This window comes from Streptomyces sp. 3-6 (genome assembly GCF_056323165.1).
In genome coordinates this window covers 17,242-33,773 of sequence record NZ_JBWHZP010000015.1, presented here as the reverse complement: position 1 = coordinate 33,773, position 16,532 = coordinate 17,242, and the positions used below count along the sequence as shown (strand labels likewise).

General features: G+C 75.2%; 15 protein-coding genes and 1 pseudogene. 8 read left to right on the top strand and 8 right to left on the bottom strand.

The window, feature by feature from the left end:
- Positions 1-63: 63 nt before the first annotated feature.
- Together murQ and AC02VZ_RS19550 are read right to left on the bottom strand one after the other, a co-directional pair.
- Entirely contained in the window at positions 64-1,143 is a 1,080-nt protein-coding gene (gene murQ / locus AC02VZ_RS19555) for an N-acetylmuramic acid 6-phosphate etherase (RefSeq protein WP_432054731.1), read from the bottom strand.
- Positions 1,144-1,597: 454 nt separating this feature from the next.
- Positions 1,598-2,539, bottom strand: a complete 942-nt coding sequence (locus AC02VZ_RS19550; protein WP_432054730.1) for a MurR/RpiR family transcriptional regulator — start codon at positions 2,537-2,539, stop codon at positions 1,598-1,600.
- A 55-nt stretch (positions 2,540-2,594) separates the two neighbouring features.
- Between AC02VZ_RS19550 and AC02VZ_RS19545 the strand changes: the two genes are divergently transcribed.
- Entirely contained in the window at positions 2,595-2,993 is a 399-nt protein-coding gene (locus AC02VZ_RS19545; protein ID WP_432054729.1) for a hypothetical protein, read from the top strand.
- Positions 2,990-3,250: pseudogene (locus tag AC02VZ_RS19540) on the top strand (DUF4031 domain-containing protein); the annotation flags it as partial. The gene AC02VZ_RS19545 and the pseudogene AC02VZ_RS19540, both read left to right, overlap by 4 nt.
- Before the next feature lie 278 nt (positions 3,251-3,528).
- On the opposite strand, the gene AC02VZ_RS19535 reads toward AC02VZ_RS19540, so the two are convergent.
- Entirely contained in the window at positions 3,529-4,602 is a 1,074-nt protein-coding gene (locus AC02VZ_RS19535) for a GNAT family N-acetyltransferase (RefSeq protein WP_432054728.1), read from the bottom strand.
- 10 nt (positions 4,603-4,612) lie between these two features.
- A complete protein-coding gene (locus AC02VZ_RS19530) occupies positions 4,613-5,290 on the bottom strand; it encodes an HD domain-containing protein (RefSeq protein ID WP_432054849.1) in 678 nt (225 codons plus the stop codon).
- A gap of 690 nt (positions 5,291-5,980) precedes the next feature.
- Between AC02VZ_RS19530 and AC02VZ_RS19525 the strand changes: the two genes are divergently transcribed.
- From AC02VZ_RS19525 to AC02VZ_RS19510, 4 genes are all read left to right on the top strand, one after another.
- Positions 5,981-6,817 carry a helix-turn-helix domain-containing protein gene (locus AC02VZ_RS19525; RefSeq protein WP_432054727.1) on the top strand — a complete coding sequence of 279 codons (837 nt, stop codon included), beginning with the start codon at positions 5,981-5,983 and terminating at the stop codon, positions 6,815-6,817.
- The gene (locus tag AC02VZ_RS19520) at positions 6,814-7,017 is read left to right on the top strand and encodes a DUF397 domain-containing protein (RefSeq protein ID WP_432054726.1); all 204 of its coding nucleotides are present in this window, start codon (positions 6,814-6,816) and stop codon (positions 7,015-7,017) included. Before AC02VZ_RS19525 ends, AC02VZ_RS19520 begins: the two co-directional genes overlap by 4 nt.
- A gap of 163 nt (positions 7,018-7,180) precedes the next feature.
- Positions 7,181-8,059: an alpha/beta hydrolase gene (locus AC02VZ_RS19515; RefSeq protein ID WP_432054725.1), complete on the top strand. Its 879-nt coding sequence runs from the start codon at positions 7,181-7,183 to the stop codon at positions 8,057-8,059.
- Between the two features lie 59 nt (positions 8,060-8,118).
- Positions 8,119-8,799: a maleylpyruvate isomerase family mycothiol-dependent enzyme gene (locus AC02VZ_RS19510; protein WP_432054724.1), complete on the top strand. Its 681-nt coding sequence runs from the start codon at positions 8,119-8,121 to the stop codon at positions 8,797-8,799.
- Positions 8,800-8,925: 126 nt separating this feature from the next.
- On the opposite strand, the gene AC02VZ_RS19505 is transcribed toward AC02VZ_RS19510, so the two are convergent.
- Together AC02VZ_RS19505 and AC02VZ_RS19500 are read right to left on the bottom strand one after the other, a co-directional pair.
- Positions 8,926-9,357, bottom strand: a complete 432-nt coding sequence (locus tag AC02VZ_RS19505) for a prealbumin-like fold domain-containing protein (protein ID WP_432054723.1) — start codon at positions 9,355-9,357, stop codon at positions 8,926-8,928.
- A 144-nt stretch (positions 9,358-9,501) separates the two neighbouring features.
- Positions 9,502-10,371, bottom strand: coding sequence for a choice-of-anchor A family protein (locus tag AC02VZ_RS19500; RefSeq protein WP_432054722.1), 870 nt, complete (start codon positions 10,369-10,371; stop codon positions 9,502-9,504).
- Positions 10,372-11,198: 827 nt separating this feature from the next.
- On the opposite strand from AC02VZ_RS19500, the gene AC02VZ_RS19495 reads away from it, so the two are divergent.
- Positions 11,199-11,891 carry a copper homeostasis protein CutC gene (locus tag AC02VZ_RS19495; RefSeq protein ID WP_432054721.1) on the top strand — a complete coding sequence of 231 codons (693 nt, stop codon included), beginning with the start codon at positions 11,199-11,201 and terminating at the stop codon, positions 11,889-11,891.
- Between the two features lie 81 nt (positions 11,892-11,972).
- Here AC02VZ_RS19495 and AC02VZ_RS19490 read toward each other — a convergent pair whose 3' ends face one another.
- Positions 11,973-14,078, bottom strand: a complete 2,106-nt coding sequence (locus tag AC02VZ_RS19490; protein ID WP_432054720.1) for a HelD family protein — start codon at positions 14,076-14,078, stop codon at positions 11,973-11,975.
- A gap of 254 nt (positions 14,079-14,332) precedes the next feature.
- Complete coding sequence (locus AC02VZ_RS19485; RefSeq protein ID WP_432054719.1) at positions 14,333-15,316, bottom strand: helix-turn-helix domain-containing protein; 984 nt, start codon at positions 15,314-15,316, stop codon at positions 14,333-14,335.
- Between the two features lie 237 nt (positions 15,317-15,553).
- Here AC02VZ_RS19485 and AC02VZ_RS19480 point away from each other — a divergent pair, with 237 nt between their 5' ends.
- Entirely contained in the window at positions 15,554-16,465 is a 912-nt protein-coding gene (locus AC02VZ_RS19480; RefSeq protein ID WP_432054848.1) for an aldo/keto reductase family oxidoreductase, read from the top strand.
- Positions 16,466-16,532 lie beyond the last annotated feature (67 nt).

Below are 16,532 nucleotides of genomic sequence, written 5' to 3'. Positions count from 1 at the left end.
CAGCCGTGACCGTGACAGCGCCCCTCCGGGCTCCGGTGACTGCCGGCCGGCCCGGCCGTGGCGTCAGCCGTCCGCCCCTGGGGCGCCCCCGGCCTTGGCGAGCGCCACCCGGAGGTGGCCGCCGGCCTCGTCGAGGAGGCGGGCGGCGGTGGGGGCGTCGGCGTCGGTGAGGAGCACCAGGACGGCGTGCTTCACCTCGCCGTCGGTCGCGGTCAGCGCCCGCTCGACGGCGGCGTCGTCCGCGCCGGTGGCCAGGGCGACGATCCGGTGGGAGCGGGCGCGCAGCTTGTCGTTGGAGGCGCGCACGTCGACCATCAGGTTCCCGTACGTCTTGCCCAGCCGGATCATCGTGATCGTCGACAGCATGTTCAGGACGAGCTTCTGCGCCGTGCCCGCCTTGAGGCGGGTGGAGCCGGTGAGCAGTTCCGGGCCGACGACGACCTCGATGCCGTGGTCCGCGGCGGCGGCCAGCGCGCTGTCCGGGTTGCAGGCCAGCCCGACGGTCAGGGCACCGAGGGCCCGGGCGTGGGTGACGGCGCCGACGGCGTAGGGGGTGCGGCCGGAGGCGGAGACGCCGACCACCGTGTCGTCGGCGGTCAGTCCGAGCGCGTCCAGGTCGGCGCGGGCGAGACCGGCGGAGTCCTCCGCGCCCTCGACGGAGGTGACCATGGCGTCGGGGCCGCCCGCGATGAGCCCGACGACCTGCCCGGGGTCGGTGTTGAAGGTGGGCGGGCACTCGGAGGCGTCCAGCACGCCGAGCCGGCCGGCGGTGCCCGCTCCGGCGTAGACGAGCCGGCCGCCGCGGGACATCCGGTCGGCGACGGCGTCGATGGCGGCGGCGATCTCCGGTAGCCGCCGGGCGACCGCGGTGGCGACGGTGGCGTCCTCGCCGTTCATCAGCCGTGCGATGTCGAGGGTGGGCAGCCGGTCGATCTCGGCGAGCTCCGGACGGAACGCCTCGGTGGGCAGGGTCTCCAGCTGGGCGCGCAGAGCGGGGGAGGAGGACGGATCGGGCAGGCGCCCGCCGGGCGCGGGGTGCTCGGGTGACGCGGGGCGCTCGGGCGCGGTGTGGTCGGGCGAGGAGGCGGGAAGGCACGCGGGGTGGTCGGGTGAGGAGGGGGTGGTCGCGGGACGGTCGGTCATGGTGCGGGTCTCTCCGGTCTCCGGTCTCTCCGGTCGGTCTGGTCCGTGCGTCCGGGGCGGGCCGCGGCCGTCCGGTGGCCGTGGCACTGCTGGGGGGAGCCCGGTGGTGATGATCGTGCGGGGTGTGGGGAGGAGAAGGGGGCGGGAAAGCCGTGTGGTGAGGGGGAGGGCGTCGGGACGTCGAGTGAGTCGGGGGAAGGGACGGAGAGCGGAGGGGGAGGGCGGCCGTCGGCCGTCCGGGGTGAGCGCGGCCGGCCGGGGGCCGTTCCGGCTCCCGCCCGTCCTGCCGCCGGCCGGCCCATCGGTCTGTCCGCCCGTCGGTCCGCCCGTCGGTCCGGCCGTCCGTTCTGCGCGGTCGCCCGTCCGTCCGGCCGGTCGTCCGTCCGTTCCGCGCGGCGGGGCGTGCTGTTCCGTGCCTGCGGGACGCTGTGCCGCCTGCCTCCTCCCGCCCCGGCTACCGCGAGCCGCTGCGGTGGCGGTGGGCCAGGGCCTCGTAGGACGCCGACAGGGCCGGTGCCGCCTGTTCATAGGTCCGCTGCGCGACGCCGACGAACAGGCAGTCCACGACGAGCAGTTGGCTGGTCCGGGAGGACATCGCGGCCGGCCGCAGCTCGCTCTCGCGGGCGGTGGACGTGGTCAGCACGTGGTCGGCGTACTGGGTGACCGGGCCGTCGGGGCGGCCGGTGATCGCGACGGTCGTCGCCCCGTGCTCGAAGGCCACCCGGAGCGGTTCGATGACGTCCCCCGTCGACCCGGAGTGGGTGATGGCGATCGCCACGTCGCCCGGCCGCAGCTGCACGGCGTTGGTCACCGCGAGGTGCGGATCGCTCGGGGCGTGGGCTATCAGACCTATGCGCAGCAGCTTCTGGGTGAGGTCCTGCGCGACCAGGCCGGAGGCGCCGAGGCCGTACACGTCGGTGCGCCGGGCGCCCGCGAGCGCGGTGACGGCGGCGCCGAGCTGCACGGTGTCCAGTCCGGCGGCGGTGTCGGCGAGGGTCTGCTGCTCGTCGTAGGCGAGCTTCGCGACGACGTCGGCGATGGGGTCGTCCACCGCGATGTCGGTCGTGATGGCCGGAGCCCGGCCGGACTGCTGCTGGGCGGCGAGCCCGGCGAGGGCCAGGCGCAGGTCGCGGTAGCCCGGGTAGCCGAGGAGGCGGGCGGTGCGCACGACGGTGGCCTCGCTGGTGCCGGTCAGCTCGGCGAGCCCGGTGACCGTGAGGGCGGCGCAGCCGGCCGGGTCGCCCGCGACGGCCTCGGCGACGCGCTGCATGGAGCGCGTCATCGACGGCGCCAGCGTGCGCACCTTGGCCGCGAGGGCGGCGGGGGCGGGCGGGGCGGATGCGGAGCCGCCCGGTCCGCGGTCCTGGGCGAAAATTTCCTTCACGTCCTGGGTCACCCCTGAAAGATATTTTCGGCTCGGTGCCGGGGTCAAGAGTGCGCACAATAGGGGCATGCACCCCGACAACGCCCCCGTCAGTTCGCTGGAGCAGGCGCTGCACGCGGCCAGGGCCCTCGTCCTCGCCGACCTCGTCGCGCGCGAGGTCGCCGACGCGGACGTGGTGTCGCTGGTCGAGGAGTCGGTCGCGCACCGGCGGTGGTGGGTCGAGCAGTGGCCGGAGGGCGCCGCGTTCCTCGCCGGGCTGGTCGCCCAGGACGTGCAGGACGCCCTGCTGGAACGGTATGGCCGCTGGCCCGTCTGTCCGGTGTGCGGATCCGGGGACCCGCACGCGCTGGAGGTGGAGCCGGAGCTGGGCCCGGACCCGCACTGGGTGTGCCACAAGGCGGGCGTGAAGGTGGCGGCGGTCGGCTCGCTGGGCCCCGGGGCGACGGGCGGCACGCCGGCCCCATGACGCTCTACATCGACCCGCCCACCTGGCCGGGCCACGGCCGCCTCTGGTCCCACCTCGTCAGCGACGTCTCCTACGAGGAACTGCACCTGTTCGCCGCCCGCCTCGGCGTCCCGCGCCGGGCCTTCGAACGCGACCACTACGACATCCCCGAGCACCGCTACCGGGAGGCCGTCCTCGCGGGCGCGCTGGAGGTCAGCAGCCGCGAGGTGGTCCGCCTGCTGCACGGGGCCGGGCTGCGCCGCCGCAAGGGCGCGAGCACGGGGACGGGCCGCAGCGCGGTGCCGGGCCTCCCGGGCCTTCCCGACGGCCTCGGCCTCCCCGGCAGCCGCCCGGGCCTCCCCGGCGCCCCCGGCGCCCCGGGCGTCCTGGGCGACGGCGGCCCGGGTCTCCCCGGCCTCCCCGACGGCCCGGGCGTCCTGGGCGACGGCGGCCCGGGGCTCCCCGGCGGCCCCGGCGCCCCGGGTGTCCTGAGCGACGGCGCCCCCGGCGTCCTCGCCCCCCGTCCGCTCCCGGGGCCGGCCATGGGCGGCCCGGGTCAGCGGCGCAGTTCGTAGGCGAAGCCGCCCTCGCCGTCGCCCCCGGCGAGCCGGGTGAACCCGGCCCGCTCGATCACCGCCCGGGACGGCCGGTTCTCCGGTCCGGTCGTCGCGAACACCGACGTCACCTCCGGCTGCTCCAGCGCCCACGCCGACAGCGCGCGCAGCGCCTCGGTGGCGTACCCGTGGCCGCGCGCCCCGGGGGAGAGGTCGTAGCCGATCTCCACCCGGCCGTCCTCGTCCGGCGGGCCGTGGAACCCCATGCCGCCGACCGCCCGGTCGTCCTCCCGGCGGACCAGCACGAACATCCCCCACCGCGCCCGCAGCACGCCCTCCCGGTACGCCGTGAGCAGCGCCCCGGCGGCGTCCCGCGTGCTGTCGAACGGCCCGGACTCCACCCAGTCGAAGCTGCCGTCCCCGCCCACCGACAGGTCGGCGGCGGCCGCCGGTGTGACGCCCTCCAGGACGAGCCGCCCGGCCGGTACCACCAGGGTGTTGTTCCACCGCCACGCGCTCACCCGCTGACGGCCGGGCAGCTCCCCGCGCCCGGTCGCCCACCGCAGCGTCGGCCAGGGCGCGGGGCCCGGCCGCACCTCCGGGAAGAGGCGCGTCAGCACGAACTCGGCCAGCGCGGCGGGCGGTTCGTACGCCACTCCCAGCCCGGCGGCGATGTCGTGCGTGTGCAGCAGCACCTCCGCCACCCCCATCGCGGCGAAGCCCTCGCGGTTCGCGTGCCGGAACGGGTACGGGTGGAAGGCGCGCACCGCCCGCGGGGTGCTGCGCACGGTGGCGGCCAGCAGGGTCCCGGCCGTGCGGATCACGTGCAGGGCACCGGCGTTGTCGGTGCCGTCCTCCAGGACGATCCCGAAGGGGACGTAGGCGTCGGTGGCCCGCCCGGCGAGCTGGCCCGCGTAGGAGAACAGGTCGTCGGCGATGTGCTCCGCCGTCCGCCGGCAGTCCCACTCCAGACCTTCCGCCCGTACGGCCCGCCAGTCCCGGCCGACGGCTGCCCCCAGCGCGCTCACGCAGTCCGCGACGGCGTCCTCGACCTGTCGTGCGCCCGTGGCATCCATGGGGCCGACCCTAAGCGGGCGGCGGTGCCGGGGTCGACAGCATGTCCAGCTCGCCGCGGAGGTTGTGGCGGGCCGTGGCCTCCCAGTGCTCCGCCCCGTACGGGGTGCGGAACAGGCGGGGCAGGCCGAGCAGTTGGCGCAGCACGGCCGCGCGGCCCTCCCGGAAGGCGTCCACCGGGACGAAGTGGTACTCCTCGCGGACGGCCACCGTGTAGGCGGCGTACGCGGACGGCGGCGAGGCGAGGACCGCCAGGTCGGCGTCGCACAGCACCTGCCCGTCGCGGTCGTCGTCGGCCGGGTCGTGGCCGACGGTGAGCCGGACCAGCCGGGCCACCTCCGCCACCTTCGCCTCCGGCACCCCGGCCTCGGTCAGCGCCCGCTCGGCCAGCCGGGCCGACCGTTCCTCGTTCTCGGAACGGTCCGGCAGGTACACGGCGTCGTGGAACCAGGCGGCCAGCCGGACCACGTCCGGGTCGTCCGCGTACTCCGCCAGCGCGTCGACGTGGTCCAGCACGGCGGTCAGGTGGGCGACGGTGTGGTAGCGCCGCTGCGGCTCCGCCCAGCGCGTCAGCAGGGCGTCGGCGTACGGCGACGGGTCCGGGCCGCCGCCCCCGGGGCCCCGGGCGCCCTCCAGGGCACGGGCGAAACGGTCGCGCAGGGCGTTGACGGCGTCTTCGGTGTCGGCCATGGGGACATGGTGCCGGGTGGGGACGGTCGGTACGACCTCCGGCGGCTCCCCGGCCCGCCCGACGGCACCCCGGTCCGCCGGGGCGCCGCCGCCGAGGTCCAGCTCCGCCCGCACCGTCTTGCCCGGCCCGCCCTCCGCGCGCGGCCCGACGGACAGCCGGCTCACCAGCCGGGACACCAGCCACAGCCCGCGGCCCGTCTCCGCCTCCGGGTCCCGGGGAGGAGCGGGCGAAGCCGCCGGCACGTCGCCGGCCCGGGAGTCGGTGACCTCGACCCGGACGAGATCCCGGGACCTCGACCCGGACGAGATCCCGGGCAGCGGTCAGCGTCAGGCCCAGACGCACGTCGCGGCCCGGGACCCGGCCGTGGGTCACCGCGTTGGCGACCAGTTCGGCCACCACCAGCGTCACGGTCGCGTTCACCTCGGAGTCGTGGGCGAAGCCCCACGCGTCCAGACGGTGCGCGGCGAGCCGCCGGGCCAGGCGGGCACCTCGCGGGGTGGAGCTGAAGCACAGCGAGAAGTGTTCGGCGGGGGCGGCCGGTCGAGCGGTGCGCTCGTTGGGGGTGGTTTCGGTCGTCATGGCAGTGAGCGTGCCGGTCCATGCGTACCGTGACGAGTCGTGACGCCCTGACACAGCGTGTCTGTAGGGGTGCAGCGAGTGCCTGTCGGTGAGGAGAGAGAGGAACACTCATGGCACAGAACGCGGAGGCGGCGCGGGCCGAGGACCCGGCCGATGAGTTGCTGCGTTCCTTCGGCAGGCAGGTCAAGATCCTCCGCGAACGCCGCGGCCTCACCCAAGCCGCACTCGCCCCCCGACTCGGTTACAGCGAGGCGCAGATCGCCGCCATCGAGCAAGGGCGCCGGATCCCGCGACCGGAGACGATCGACCATCTCGACAGCGCCCTGGAGGGCGGGGGGCTGCTGCTCGCCATGAAGCGGGCCGTGGCCCTCACGCGGTACCCGGCCTTCTTCCGGGACGCGGCGCGCATCGAGGAGGAGGCCGTCGAGTTCCACGCGTACGCGGTGCTGGCCGTGCCCGGCCTGCTCCAGACGGGGGAGTACGCGCGCACCATGTTCACCGTGTGGCGGCCACGGCGGCGCGAGGACGAGATCGAGCAGATGGTGGCGGCGCGCATGGCACGCCACGGCATCTACGGGCGCAGGCCCGCGCCGACGCTGAGCTTCGTCATCGAGGAATCCGTCCTGAGCCGCCCGGTCGGCGGAGTGGAGGTGCTGCGCGGCCAGTTGGAACACATGCTGCACATCGCCGAGAACCCCCACGTCGAGATCCAGGTCATGCCGACCCGGGTCACCGACCACGCGGGGGCGGACGGACCGTTCACGATGATGACGCCGGAGGGCGGTGAACAAGTGGCGTACGTGGAGAGCCAGGCCAACGGGCGTGTGATCACCAGGCGGGAAAGCGTACGGGGGTTCGCCGTGCGGTATGGAATCCTGCGGGCACAGGCGCTGTCCCCTGCCGAATCCGTGCGCCACGTCGAGAAGTTGCTGCAAGGAGACCTATGAACACCGAGCAGTCCCAGGCCCACGCACTCCACTGGTACGCGTCCAGCCACAGCGGGGGCGCGGGCGGCGAGTGCGTCGAGGTCGCCACCCTCCCCGTCCGCGTCCATGTCCGTGACTCCAAGGACACCGGCCGGGGCACCTTCACGGTGTCCCCGGCCGCCTGGTCCGCCTTCGTCACCCACGCGCGTCACGCTCACTGAGCGGGACCGGTCGCCGTCGGCCGGCCGCCGACGGATTCCGGGGGCCGTTCCCGCGGGAACGGCCCCCTGACGTCCCGAAACTCGATCGTGCCGCGGCCCTGCGCTCGGTAGCGTGACCGGCGGATGCGCGATCAGCCATCCGCACCCCGCACCGCCGGAAGAAATGAGCTGCCGAGTGCAACCGACCTTCGTCCTGGTCCACGGGGCCTTCGCCAACTCCTTCTCCTTCGCGCCGCTCCAGGCCGAACTGGGGCTCCTGGGGCACCGGTCGGTCGCCGTCGACCTGCCCGGCCACGGCTTCGGGGCGACGTACACCCACGCCTACCAGGCGCCGCAGGACCTCGAAGCGCTGGCCGCCGCGCCCGGGGCGATCAAGGGCGTCACGCTGGCCGACAACGCCGCGCACCTGATCGGTGTCCTGGAGCGGGCGAAGCGGAACGGCCCGGTGGTCCTCGTCGCCCACAGCCGGGGCGGGATCACCGCCACGGCGGCGGCCAACGCCCGGCCGGACCTCATCGACCGCATCGTCTACGTGGCGGCCTGGTGCCCGGTCGCGCTCGACGTCGGCGACTACTACGCCGAGCCGGAGATGGCCGACGTGGACGCCGCCTCCCTGGCCCTGGCGGTAGCCGGGAACCCCGCCGAACTCGGCCTGCTCCGCGTCAACTTCCGTACCGCCGACCCGGCCGCCCTCGCCGCGTTGAAGGCCGCCTTCCTCGCCGACGGCACCGACGAGGAGTTCCTGACCTTCCTCAACACCTTCCAGCCCGACGAGAACCTGGACGTCGGCACCTCCGCCGACCGGGCGCAGGCGGCGACCTGGGGCAGGGTGCCGAAGACGTACGTCCGGCTGGCCGACGACGCGAGCATGCCGCCCGCGTTGCAGGACCGGCTGATCCGCGAGGGCGACGCGCTGACGCCGGACAACCCCTACGACGTCCGCACGTTGCCGGGCAGCCACCTCAAGTGGCTGGTCGACCCGGCGCCGGCCGCCCGGCTGCTGGGCGAACTCGCCGCGCTCACCGCACCGTCCGCGAACTGACCGGGCTTCTCCCGGGCTGTTCCGCTCGTCGGGGCCGGGCAGGGCCTAGCGTGGGGCGCATGACGACTCCTGCCGATGTGCACGACGTACGTGACCCCGAGCTGCCCGGGCGGCTGCTCGTCGCCGAGCGGGACGTGCTGGTGCCGCTGCTGCGGGCGCGCCCGGACGGGGACTTCGCGCTGCCGGTCGCGGCCTGTCCGGGGTGGACGGTGCGGGACGTGCTGGCGCACTGCTCGTCCGCCTTCACCCGGGTGCTGGAGAACCGGTTCGAGAAGGGGGTGTTCTCGCCCGAGTCCAACGACCGCGACATCGCCGAGCGGGCCGACTGGAGCAACGCGCGGATCGTCGACGAGTTCGAGCGCGGGCTGACCGAGGCCGGCCCGGTGATCGCCCGGGCGGGCGGCGTGCTGGACGTGCTCGCCCTCGGGGAGTGGGTGCACGCCGGGGACCTCCGGGAGACCTTCGGCGAGCCGGGAGCCTACGGCGACGACCGGCTGCCCGCGGCGCTCGCGCTGCTGGCCTACGTGACCTGCCGCGACCACCACCTGCCGCTGCACGCCGACCTGGACGACGCCGACGAGCCGCTGCGCCTCGGCGACATCGCGGGCGACCGGCCTCCCGCGCGCTACATCGGCGACGGGCCGACCCTGGTGCGCCTGTACGCGGGGCGCCCGGTCCACGGCGCGTCGTACGAGCTGGCGGGGGCGCGGGCGGAGGAGCTGAACATCTTCGGGGACTGAGGCGGGCGGACGGCACCGTCCGGTCCGTGACCGGCGCACCGGCCGCGGGGCGGCGAAGCCCCGCGGCCGGTGACGGCCTCCGTGACGCCCACCCGCGGGTGTGGCGCCTGCCGGCCTCAGTGGCGCCTACCGGCCGGCGTGCCGGGTGCCGTGCTCGCCGGGCTTCTTGCCGTGGGCGCCGTAGCCGGTGCCGGCGTGGCCGTAGCCGCCCGTGTCGCCGTAGCCGGTGTCGTGGTCGCCGTAGCCGCCGCCCTCGTTGACGCGTGCGACGGTGACGCCGTCCCCGGCGTTCTCCGCGGTCAGCTCGTGCGGGCCGCTGACCGGGTCGTCGGGAAGCTCGTAGCCCTCGGGCACGGCCGTCTCGACCAGGTAGTACCCGCCGAGCGGCAGGCCGTCGAAGGCGCAGGTCCCGGCGGCGTCCGTGGTGCAGCTCCGGCCCGTCATGGTGTCCGGGTCGGCACCGGTGGTCTGGAGTCCCGGCGTCCCGTTGGTCTCGCGCCAGAGGTCGAACGCCGCACCCGCGAGGGGGGCGCCGTCGTCCACGTCGGTCTTCTCCACCCGGAGGGAGCCCTCGGGGCCGGGCTGTTCGCTGCGGGTGTTCTCCGCCGTGACGCGGATCCCCTCCTCGGCGTCGTCCCCGGTCAGGACGAGGGGGCCGAAGACGCCCGGGTCGGGGAGGTCGTACCCGTCGGGGGCCGCGGTCTAGGTGCCGGGCTCGACGGTCCGGGCGCAGACACCGTCCGGGCCGGTGGTGCAGGTGTCGCCGAGGCGCGTGTCGGGGTCGGCGCCGGAGGTCTGGAGACCGGCCGTGCCGTTGGTCTCCTCCCACAGTTCGAAGACCGCGCCCGGCAGGGGGTCGCCCGTCGTCGCGTCGGTCTTCTCGATCCGCACCTCGCCGGTGACCGGCTCGTCGCCGTCGCAGTCCGGCAGGTCGCCGTCGAAGGGGTACGAGTGGAACTCGACGCCGGTCTGGGCGCTGGTGTGGGTGAGCGAACCGGTGGTGAAGAACCGGCCGTTCATGCCCGGCAGGGTCACCGTCGTCATGGACGCCTGCTGCCCGACCAGGACGCTCCCCTGGAAATGGCCCGAGCCGGTCAGGTCCACGGTGGTCGCGTCGGGGAAGTTCCACAGCAGCCGCTCGCGGAGGGCGTTGAGCGGGTCGGTCGCGTCGTCGATGCCGCCGCTGTAGGTGTTGACGACGCGGTCGGTGCCGACGAGGTTCACCAGGATCGTGGCGCCGTCCGGGATGCCGGCGAAGGCGATCCCCTGCTGGCCCCCGCCGGGGCCGGTCAGGTCGAAGTCGACGTTGAACACCTGGATCGGTGAGGTGCCGTCGCCCGTGAACAGGGTCTGGTAACCCTGGTTGACCGCGGTGCCCGTGGCCGGGCGGGGCGCCCCGTCGACCCGGGCGTAGCACTGGCTGGCCGCCGTCAGCCGGTCGCGCAGCGGCCGGTACGGCACCGCGGCGTCCGGGTCCTGGACGAGGGTGGCGTCCACGGTGCCGGTCACCGTGCCGGCGTGGCGGACGACGCCGCCCTCGGCGATCACCCGCTGGCGGGGGGCGACGGTCACGTCCCCGCCGGTGGTGAGGAAGTCCGGCGCCGTCCGGCGGGGGAACCCGCGAGCCGACCCCGACGATGCCCACGTTGTAGACGGAGCTGCCGCCGGCGCTCTTGTCCATGTCGAAGGTGTCCAGGACGACGACCCTGCCCTCGGCCTCCGCGGCCCTGCCGCGGACCAGGAAGTCGTCGCCGACGAAGATGCTGATGCCCTTGTCGCGGCCGGCGAACGGGCCGTTGTTGATGCCCGGGTAGGGGTCCGGGCAGTCACCCGGGACACACGGGCCGAGGCCGCCCGGCAGCGGGGCGGCCTGGGCCGGGCCGGAAGCGGCACCGACGACCAGGACGGGGGCGAGGCCGGCCACGAGGGCGCACGCCAGTCCGGTCCGGCCGAGCCGGGAACGGAGGGCGGACGCGCGTTGTCTGATGACATGCGTGCCCGCAGGTTTGGCCGTGGGCGTCCGTGGGGCGAAAACGACATCCGGATTCGGGTCCCCGTCACGCCAACGGCTCGCAGTCGGTTGCTCCGTTGGCCGGTACGGGTGCGGTGGGCCGCAGCGGCGCGCACGGGACGACCGGGCCGTCGCCGGGTGCGTCGTTTCGGCCGGAGAGGCCGAGACCTGGAGAGGCCGAGGGCCGAAGGGAGCGTGGGACGGAGAGGCCGACGCCCGAAAGGAGCGAGGCCCGGAGAGACCGACGCCCGAAGGGAGCGGGGGCCGGAGAAGACCGAGGGACGTTCGCGATGCGGGTAGATTGGACTAGACCTGTCGTCGTAGTCTGGTGCCGATACCGATACCGATACCGATACCGGCGCACCGATGAACCGATGAATGGGGTCCCATGAGCAAGCGTGCGGTGCTGGAGGTGATCGCCCTCGGCGTCGAGGACGCGGTCGCCGCTCAGGAAGGCGGTGCGGACCGTCTGGAGCTGGTCACCGACATGGCGGCCGACGGGCTCACCCCGTCCCCCGCGACGGTGGCCGGGATCCGCGAGGCGGTCGACCTCTCGCTGCGGGTGATGCTGCGGCTGGCGGACGGGTTCGCCGCCGGGGACGTGGACCGGCTCGTCGGGGTCGCGGGGGAGCTGCGGGGGGCCGGGGCCGACGAGTTCGTCCTGGGGTTCCTGGACGCCCACGACCGGGTGGACCTGGCGGCGGTGGAGCGGGTGGTCGGCGCGCTGGGCGGGTGCCGGTGGACGTTCCACCGGGCCATCGACCGCGCCGCCGACCGGGACGCGCTGCGCAAGCAGCTCGACGGGCTCCCCGGCCTGGACACCTACCTCACCGCGGGCTCGCCGGCCGGGGTCGACGAGGGGCTGCCCGTGCTGTGCGCCGAGGCCGGACGGCACGGTGAGCCGGGATACGCGCAGCAGGTGCTGGTCGGCGGCGGGCTGCGCCTGGACCACGTGCCCACGCTGCTCGCGGCCGGTCTCGACGCCTTCCACATCGGCGGGGCGGCCCGCCCCGACGGGTGGGACGGGCCGGTGTCGGCCGCGGCGGTCGCCGAGTGGCGGCGGGCCGTCGACGGCGGCTGAACCCGCTGCCCTGGGCCCCTTCGGCAGCGCGCCGGGGGTGTGCAGGGCCGTGGGCCGTTCCGGTGGTGGCCCGGGAGGGCGTCAGGCCGCCAGCTGCTGCGGCAGCGGGTCCCGGTGCGTGACGATCAGGCCCGAGACCGCGCGGGTCAGCGCCACGTACAGCCGGCGCAGGCCGGTGCGCTCGTCGGGTTCGGCCGCGACCACGGCGCCCGGCTCGTCCAGGACCACGTAGTCGTACTCCAGGCCCTTGGCCAGGGACGCCGGGACGAGCGTGAGGCGGGTGGCGTGCGTGGTCTCCTCGCCCGGGGCGACGAAGCCGAGGCCGGCCGCGGTGAGCGCGTCGGCCAGCTCCGCCACGCGGGCGTCGGCTGCGATCAGGCCGACCGAGCCCTCGCGGCGCAGCAGCTCGCGGCAGGCGGCGAGGACGTCGGTCGTCGCGGTGGCCCGGCGGATGTCGAAGAGGCCCGGGTTCTCGCGGATCGACGCCACCGGGGTCAGCCCCGGCGCGATGTGCGGGAGCAGCCGGGAGGCGTAGGCGATGACGTCGGTCGGCACGCGGAAGCCCGCGGTCAGCTCCTCCACGACCGCCTCCGGTTTGCCCAGGTGGGCCAGCGCCTCGTCCCAGCTGCGGGTCGCCCACGGCGTGGTGCCCTGGGCCAGGTCGCCGAGGACGGTCGCCGAGCCCGTGGAGCAGCGGCGGCCCACCGCGCGGTACTGCATGGGGGACAGGTCCTGGGCCTCGTCGAGCACCACGTGCCCGAGGGAGTGGGTGCGCCGGATCAGGTCGCTCGCCTCGTCGATCAGGACGGCGTCGGCCGCCGACCACCGCGCCGACCGCACCGACCGGGCAGGCTTCTCCCACAGGATCGTCTTCTGCTCCTCCGCGTCGAGCAGGCCCTCGGCGTGCTCCGCCAGGACGTCCGGGTCGCCCAGCAGCCGCAGCACCAGTTTCGCCGGGTCGACGGCCGGCCAGACCGCCTTCACCGCCGCCTTCACCGCGGCGTTGCGGGCCACCGTGTCCTGCACCCGGTCGTCCGGCGCCTCACCGGCGCGTTCCATCTGCACCAGCACGGCGTGCGCGATGCGCTGCGGCAGGGCGTCGCGGGCGGCTCCGTAGCGCATGTCGCGCTCCAGCAACTCCCGGACCATGTCCTCCAGTTCGTACGCCGGGACGCGCCAGCGGCGGGAGCCGCGCACCACCACGACCGGCTCCGTCGGCATCGTCACGTGCGCGTAGAGCGCCCGGCGCAGCACCTCGGCCATCCGGGCGTCGCCCTTGACGGTCGCGGCGGCGGCGTCGTCCGTGCCGCGCACCTCGACGTGCGCGACCAGGTCGTCCACCGTGGCCTGCCGCACGGTCAGCTCGCCCAGCGCGGGCAGCACCTGCTCGATGTAGTGCAGGAAGGACCGGTTGGGGCCGACGACGAGCGTCCCGGTGCGGGCCAGCCGCTCCCGGTGCGCGTACAGCAGGTAGGCGACGCGGTGCAGACCGACGGCGGTCTTCCCGGTGCCGGGGCCGCCCTGCACGCACACGCTGCCGGACAGCCCGGAGCGCACGATCTCGTCCTGCTCGGGCTGGATCGTGGCGACGATGTCCCGCATCGGCCCGACGCGCGGGCGTTCGATCTCCTGCTGGAGCAGCCTGCTGGGCCCCGCCGCCTCGGCCGGGTCGTTCAGGTGCTCGTCCTCGTACGCGGTGAGGTGGCCGCCGGTGTAGCCGAAGCGGCGGCGCAGCGCGACGCCCATCGGGTCCGTGCGGGAGGCCCGGTAGAACGGCTGCGACACCGGCGCGCGCCAGTCGATGACCATGGGGTCGCCGTCGGCGTCGTGCACGTGGCGGCGCCCGATGTAGAACCGCTCACCCGCGCCGTCGTCCGCCTCCGCGCCGTCGTCCGGGGCGGGCAGGTGGTCGAGGCGGCCGAAGAACAGCGGGGTGTCGGCGAGGTCGGCCAGGGCCTTGACGCGGTTCTCGATCTGGTGTTCCAGGACGGCGGCGTTGACCCAGTTGGCGGTGACGTCCCGGATGTCGAGCGCCTCGACGTCCTCCCGCATGGCGCGCAGGGCGGCGCGGGACGCGGCGAGGTGGGAGCGTTCGCGGGCGAGGGGGTCGTCGCCGGCGGTCGGGGAGTCGGCGGAACCGTCTACGGGTTGGTCTACGGGCTCGTCTACGGGCTCGTCAACGGGCATGGACGTGGACACGGGGGTGCCTCCGGGTGACCTGCTGGGGTGGGCTGCGGGGATGCCGGCCGGTTTCCGTCCGGGCGGCGGCGCTCCACGAGGGGGAGGCGGGGAGAAGCGGCGATTCTAGGGCGTGGAGCGGGGCCGGGTCCAAACGGTTTTCGCCGGGCGGACGGCGGCTCCCGGTCGGCGAGGGGGGTGGGTTCTCGGCCGGAGGCCGGAGGCCGGAGGCGCCGGAGAGGGGGCGCAGTACCCGGCGGCGGTCAGCGTGTCCCGGGGGCCGGGCGGGCGCCGGCGGGGTCCGTGGCCGTGGCACGTCGGGCGGGGCCGGTGGGGGCGGTCGCCTGTCGGGTGGGGCCGGTGGGGGCTGTGGCGGTCGCTTGTCGGGCCGGGCCGGTGGAGTCCGTGGCACGGCGGGCGGGGCCCGTGGTCAGGGAGGCGAGCAGGGCCAGGCGCTCGGCGTCCTCGCTGCCCGGCGCCGCGTGGTAGGCGGCGAGCGCCAGGCCGTCCGGGCCGTCGACGTCCAGCTTGGACAGGGTGAGGCTCAGTTCCCCGACCTGGGGGTGGTTCATCCGGATCGGCTTGTCCACCACCGGCCGCACGTCGTGGCGGGCCCACACCTTCCGGAACTCGGCACTCGCCAGGGACAGTTCACCGACGAGCCGCACGACGCGCGGATCGTCGACGTCGGTGCCGAGGCGGCGCCGGAAGACGGCCACGCACTGGGCGGCGGTGTGGGACCAGTCCGCGTGCAGGGCCTGTTCGGCCGGGTCGAGGAAGAAGGAGCGCAGCCGGTTCTCGCCCACCCGGAGGGTCGGCACCAGCGCGGAGGCGAGCGGATTGACCGCGATCACGTCGAGGGTCCGGTCCGTCACGAACGCCGGCAGCCCGATCGTCGCCAGCAGCTGTTCCGTGGCCGCCGGGACGGTGGGCCGCCGGGAGGTCCGGCGGCGGGCCCGTGGCCGGGGTGCGGCGAGCTGGTGGAGGTAGGCCGTGGCGGTGTCGTCGAGCAGCAGCACCCGGGCCAGCGCGTCGAGGACCTGCGCCGACGGATTGCGGTCGCGGCCCTGTTCCAGCCGGAGGTAGTAGTCCGAGCTGATGCCGGCGAGCAGGGCGACCTCCTCGCGGCGCAGCCCCGGCACCCGGCGGATCCCGTGCACCGGCAGGCCCATGTCGGCCGGTGTCACCAACTCCCGGCGCGCCCGGAGGTAGTCACCGAGCCGGTTCTCCTCAGACATGCGTTCCATCGTAGGCGGCGGGGGCGTGGTGTCCCTGGTCCTGTCACTCCCAGGATCGGCGGGGATCTGGGCGGGCCGCGCCGACGGGACGACGGTGGGGGCATGACCACTTCATCCAGCACTCCGCCCGGCACCGCGACCGACGATCCGCCCGGCACCTCCGCCGGCACCACGGCCGACACGCCTCCCGTCGCGTCCTCCGACACGTCTCCCGGCACGTCCGCCGGCACTCCGCCCGACCGCGCGGTGAGCACGGCGACGACCACCCTCCCCGGCGGCACCTGGACGATGGGCGACCTGACCGTCAGCCGGTTCGGCTACGGGGCCATGCAGCTGACCGGCCCGGGCGTCATGGGCCCCCCGGCCGACCACGCCGGCGCCCTCGCGGTCCTGTGGGAGGCCGTGCGCCTCGGCATCACCCACATCGACACCGCCGACGCCTACGGGCCGCACGTCACCAACCGGCTGATCCGCGAGGCGCTCCACCCCTACCCCGACTCCCTGCACGTCGTGACCAAGGTGGGCGCCGTACGGGACGCGCAGGGCGGCTGGCCGGTGGCCCGGGAGCCGGACGACCTGCGCCGGGCCGTGCACAGCAACCTGGAGAACCTGGGCGTCGAGTCGCTGGACCTCGTCAACCTCCGGCTCGGCACCGCGGAGGGACCGCGGCCGGGTTCGCTCGCCCGCCCCTACGAGACGCTCGTCGAACTCCAGCAGCAGGGCCTGATCCGGCACCTCGGCCTGAGCAACGTCACCGCCGAACAGGTCACCGAGGCGGAGGGCATCGCCCCGTTCGTCTGCGTGCAGAACCTCTACAACCTCGCGCACCGCGGGGACGACGCCCTCGTGGACCGGCTCGCCGCCCAGGGCATCGCCTACGTGCCGTTCTTCCCGCTCGGCGGCTTCACCCCGGTGCAGTCGGACGCCCTCTCCACCGTGGCCGCCCGGCACGGCGTCCGGCCGATGGCGGTGGCGCTGGCCTGGCTGCTGCACCGGTCGCCCAACATCCTGCTCATCCCGGGCACCTCGTCGGTGGCCCACCTGCGGGAGAACGTCAGCGGCGCGGGCGTCGCCCTGTCCGGGCAGGACCTCGCCGAACTGGACGCCATCGGCCGCCGACCCCCGGACGCCTCGTCCGTCTCCCCCTCCCACCCCTAGGGGACGCCCCGTCCTGCCTGAGGGGTACGGGTCGGCCGGGAGGCGTATGCGCGGGGCCTGTGGATCA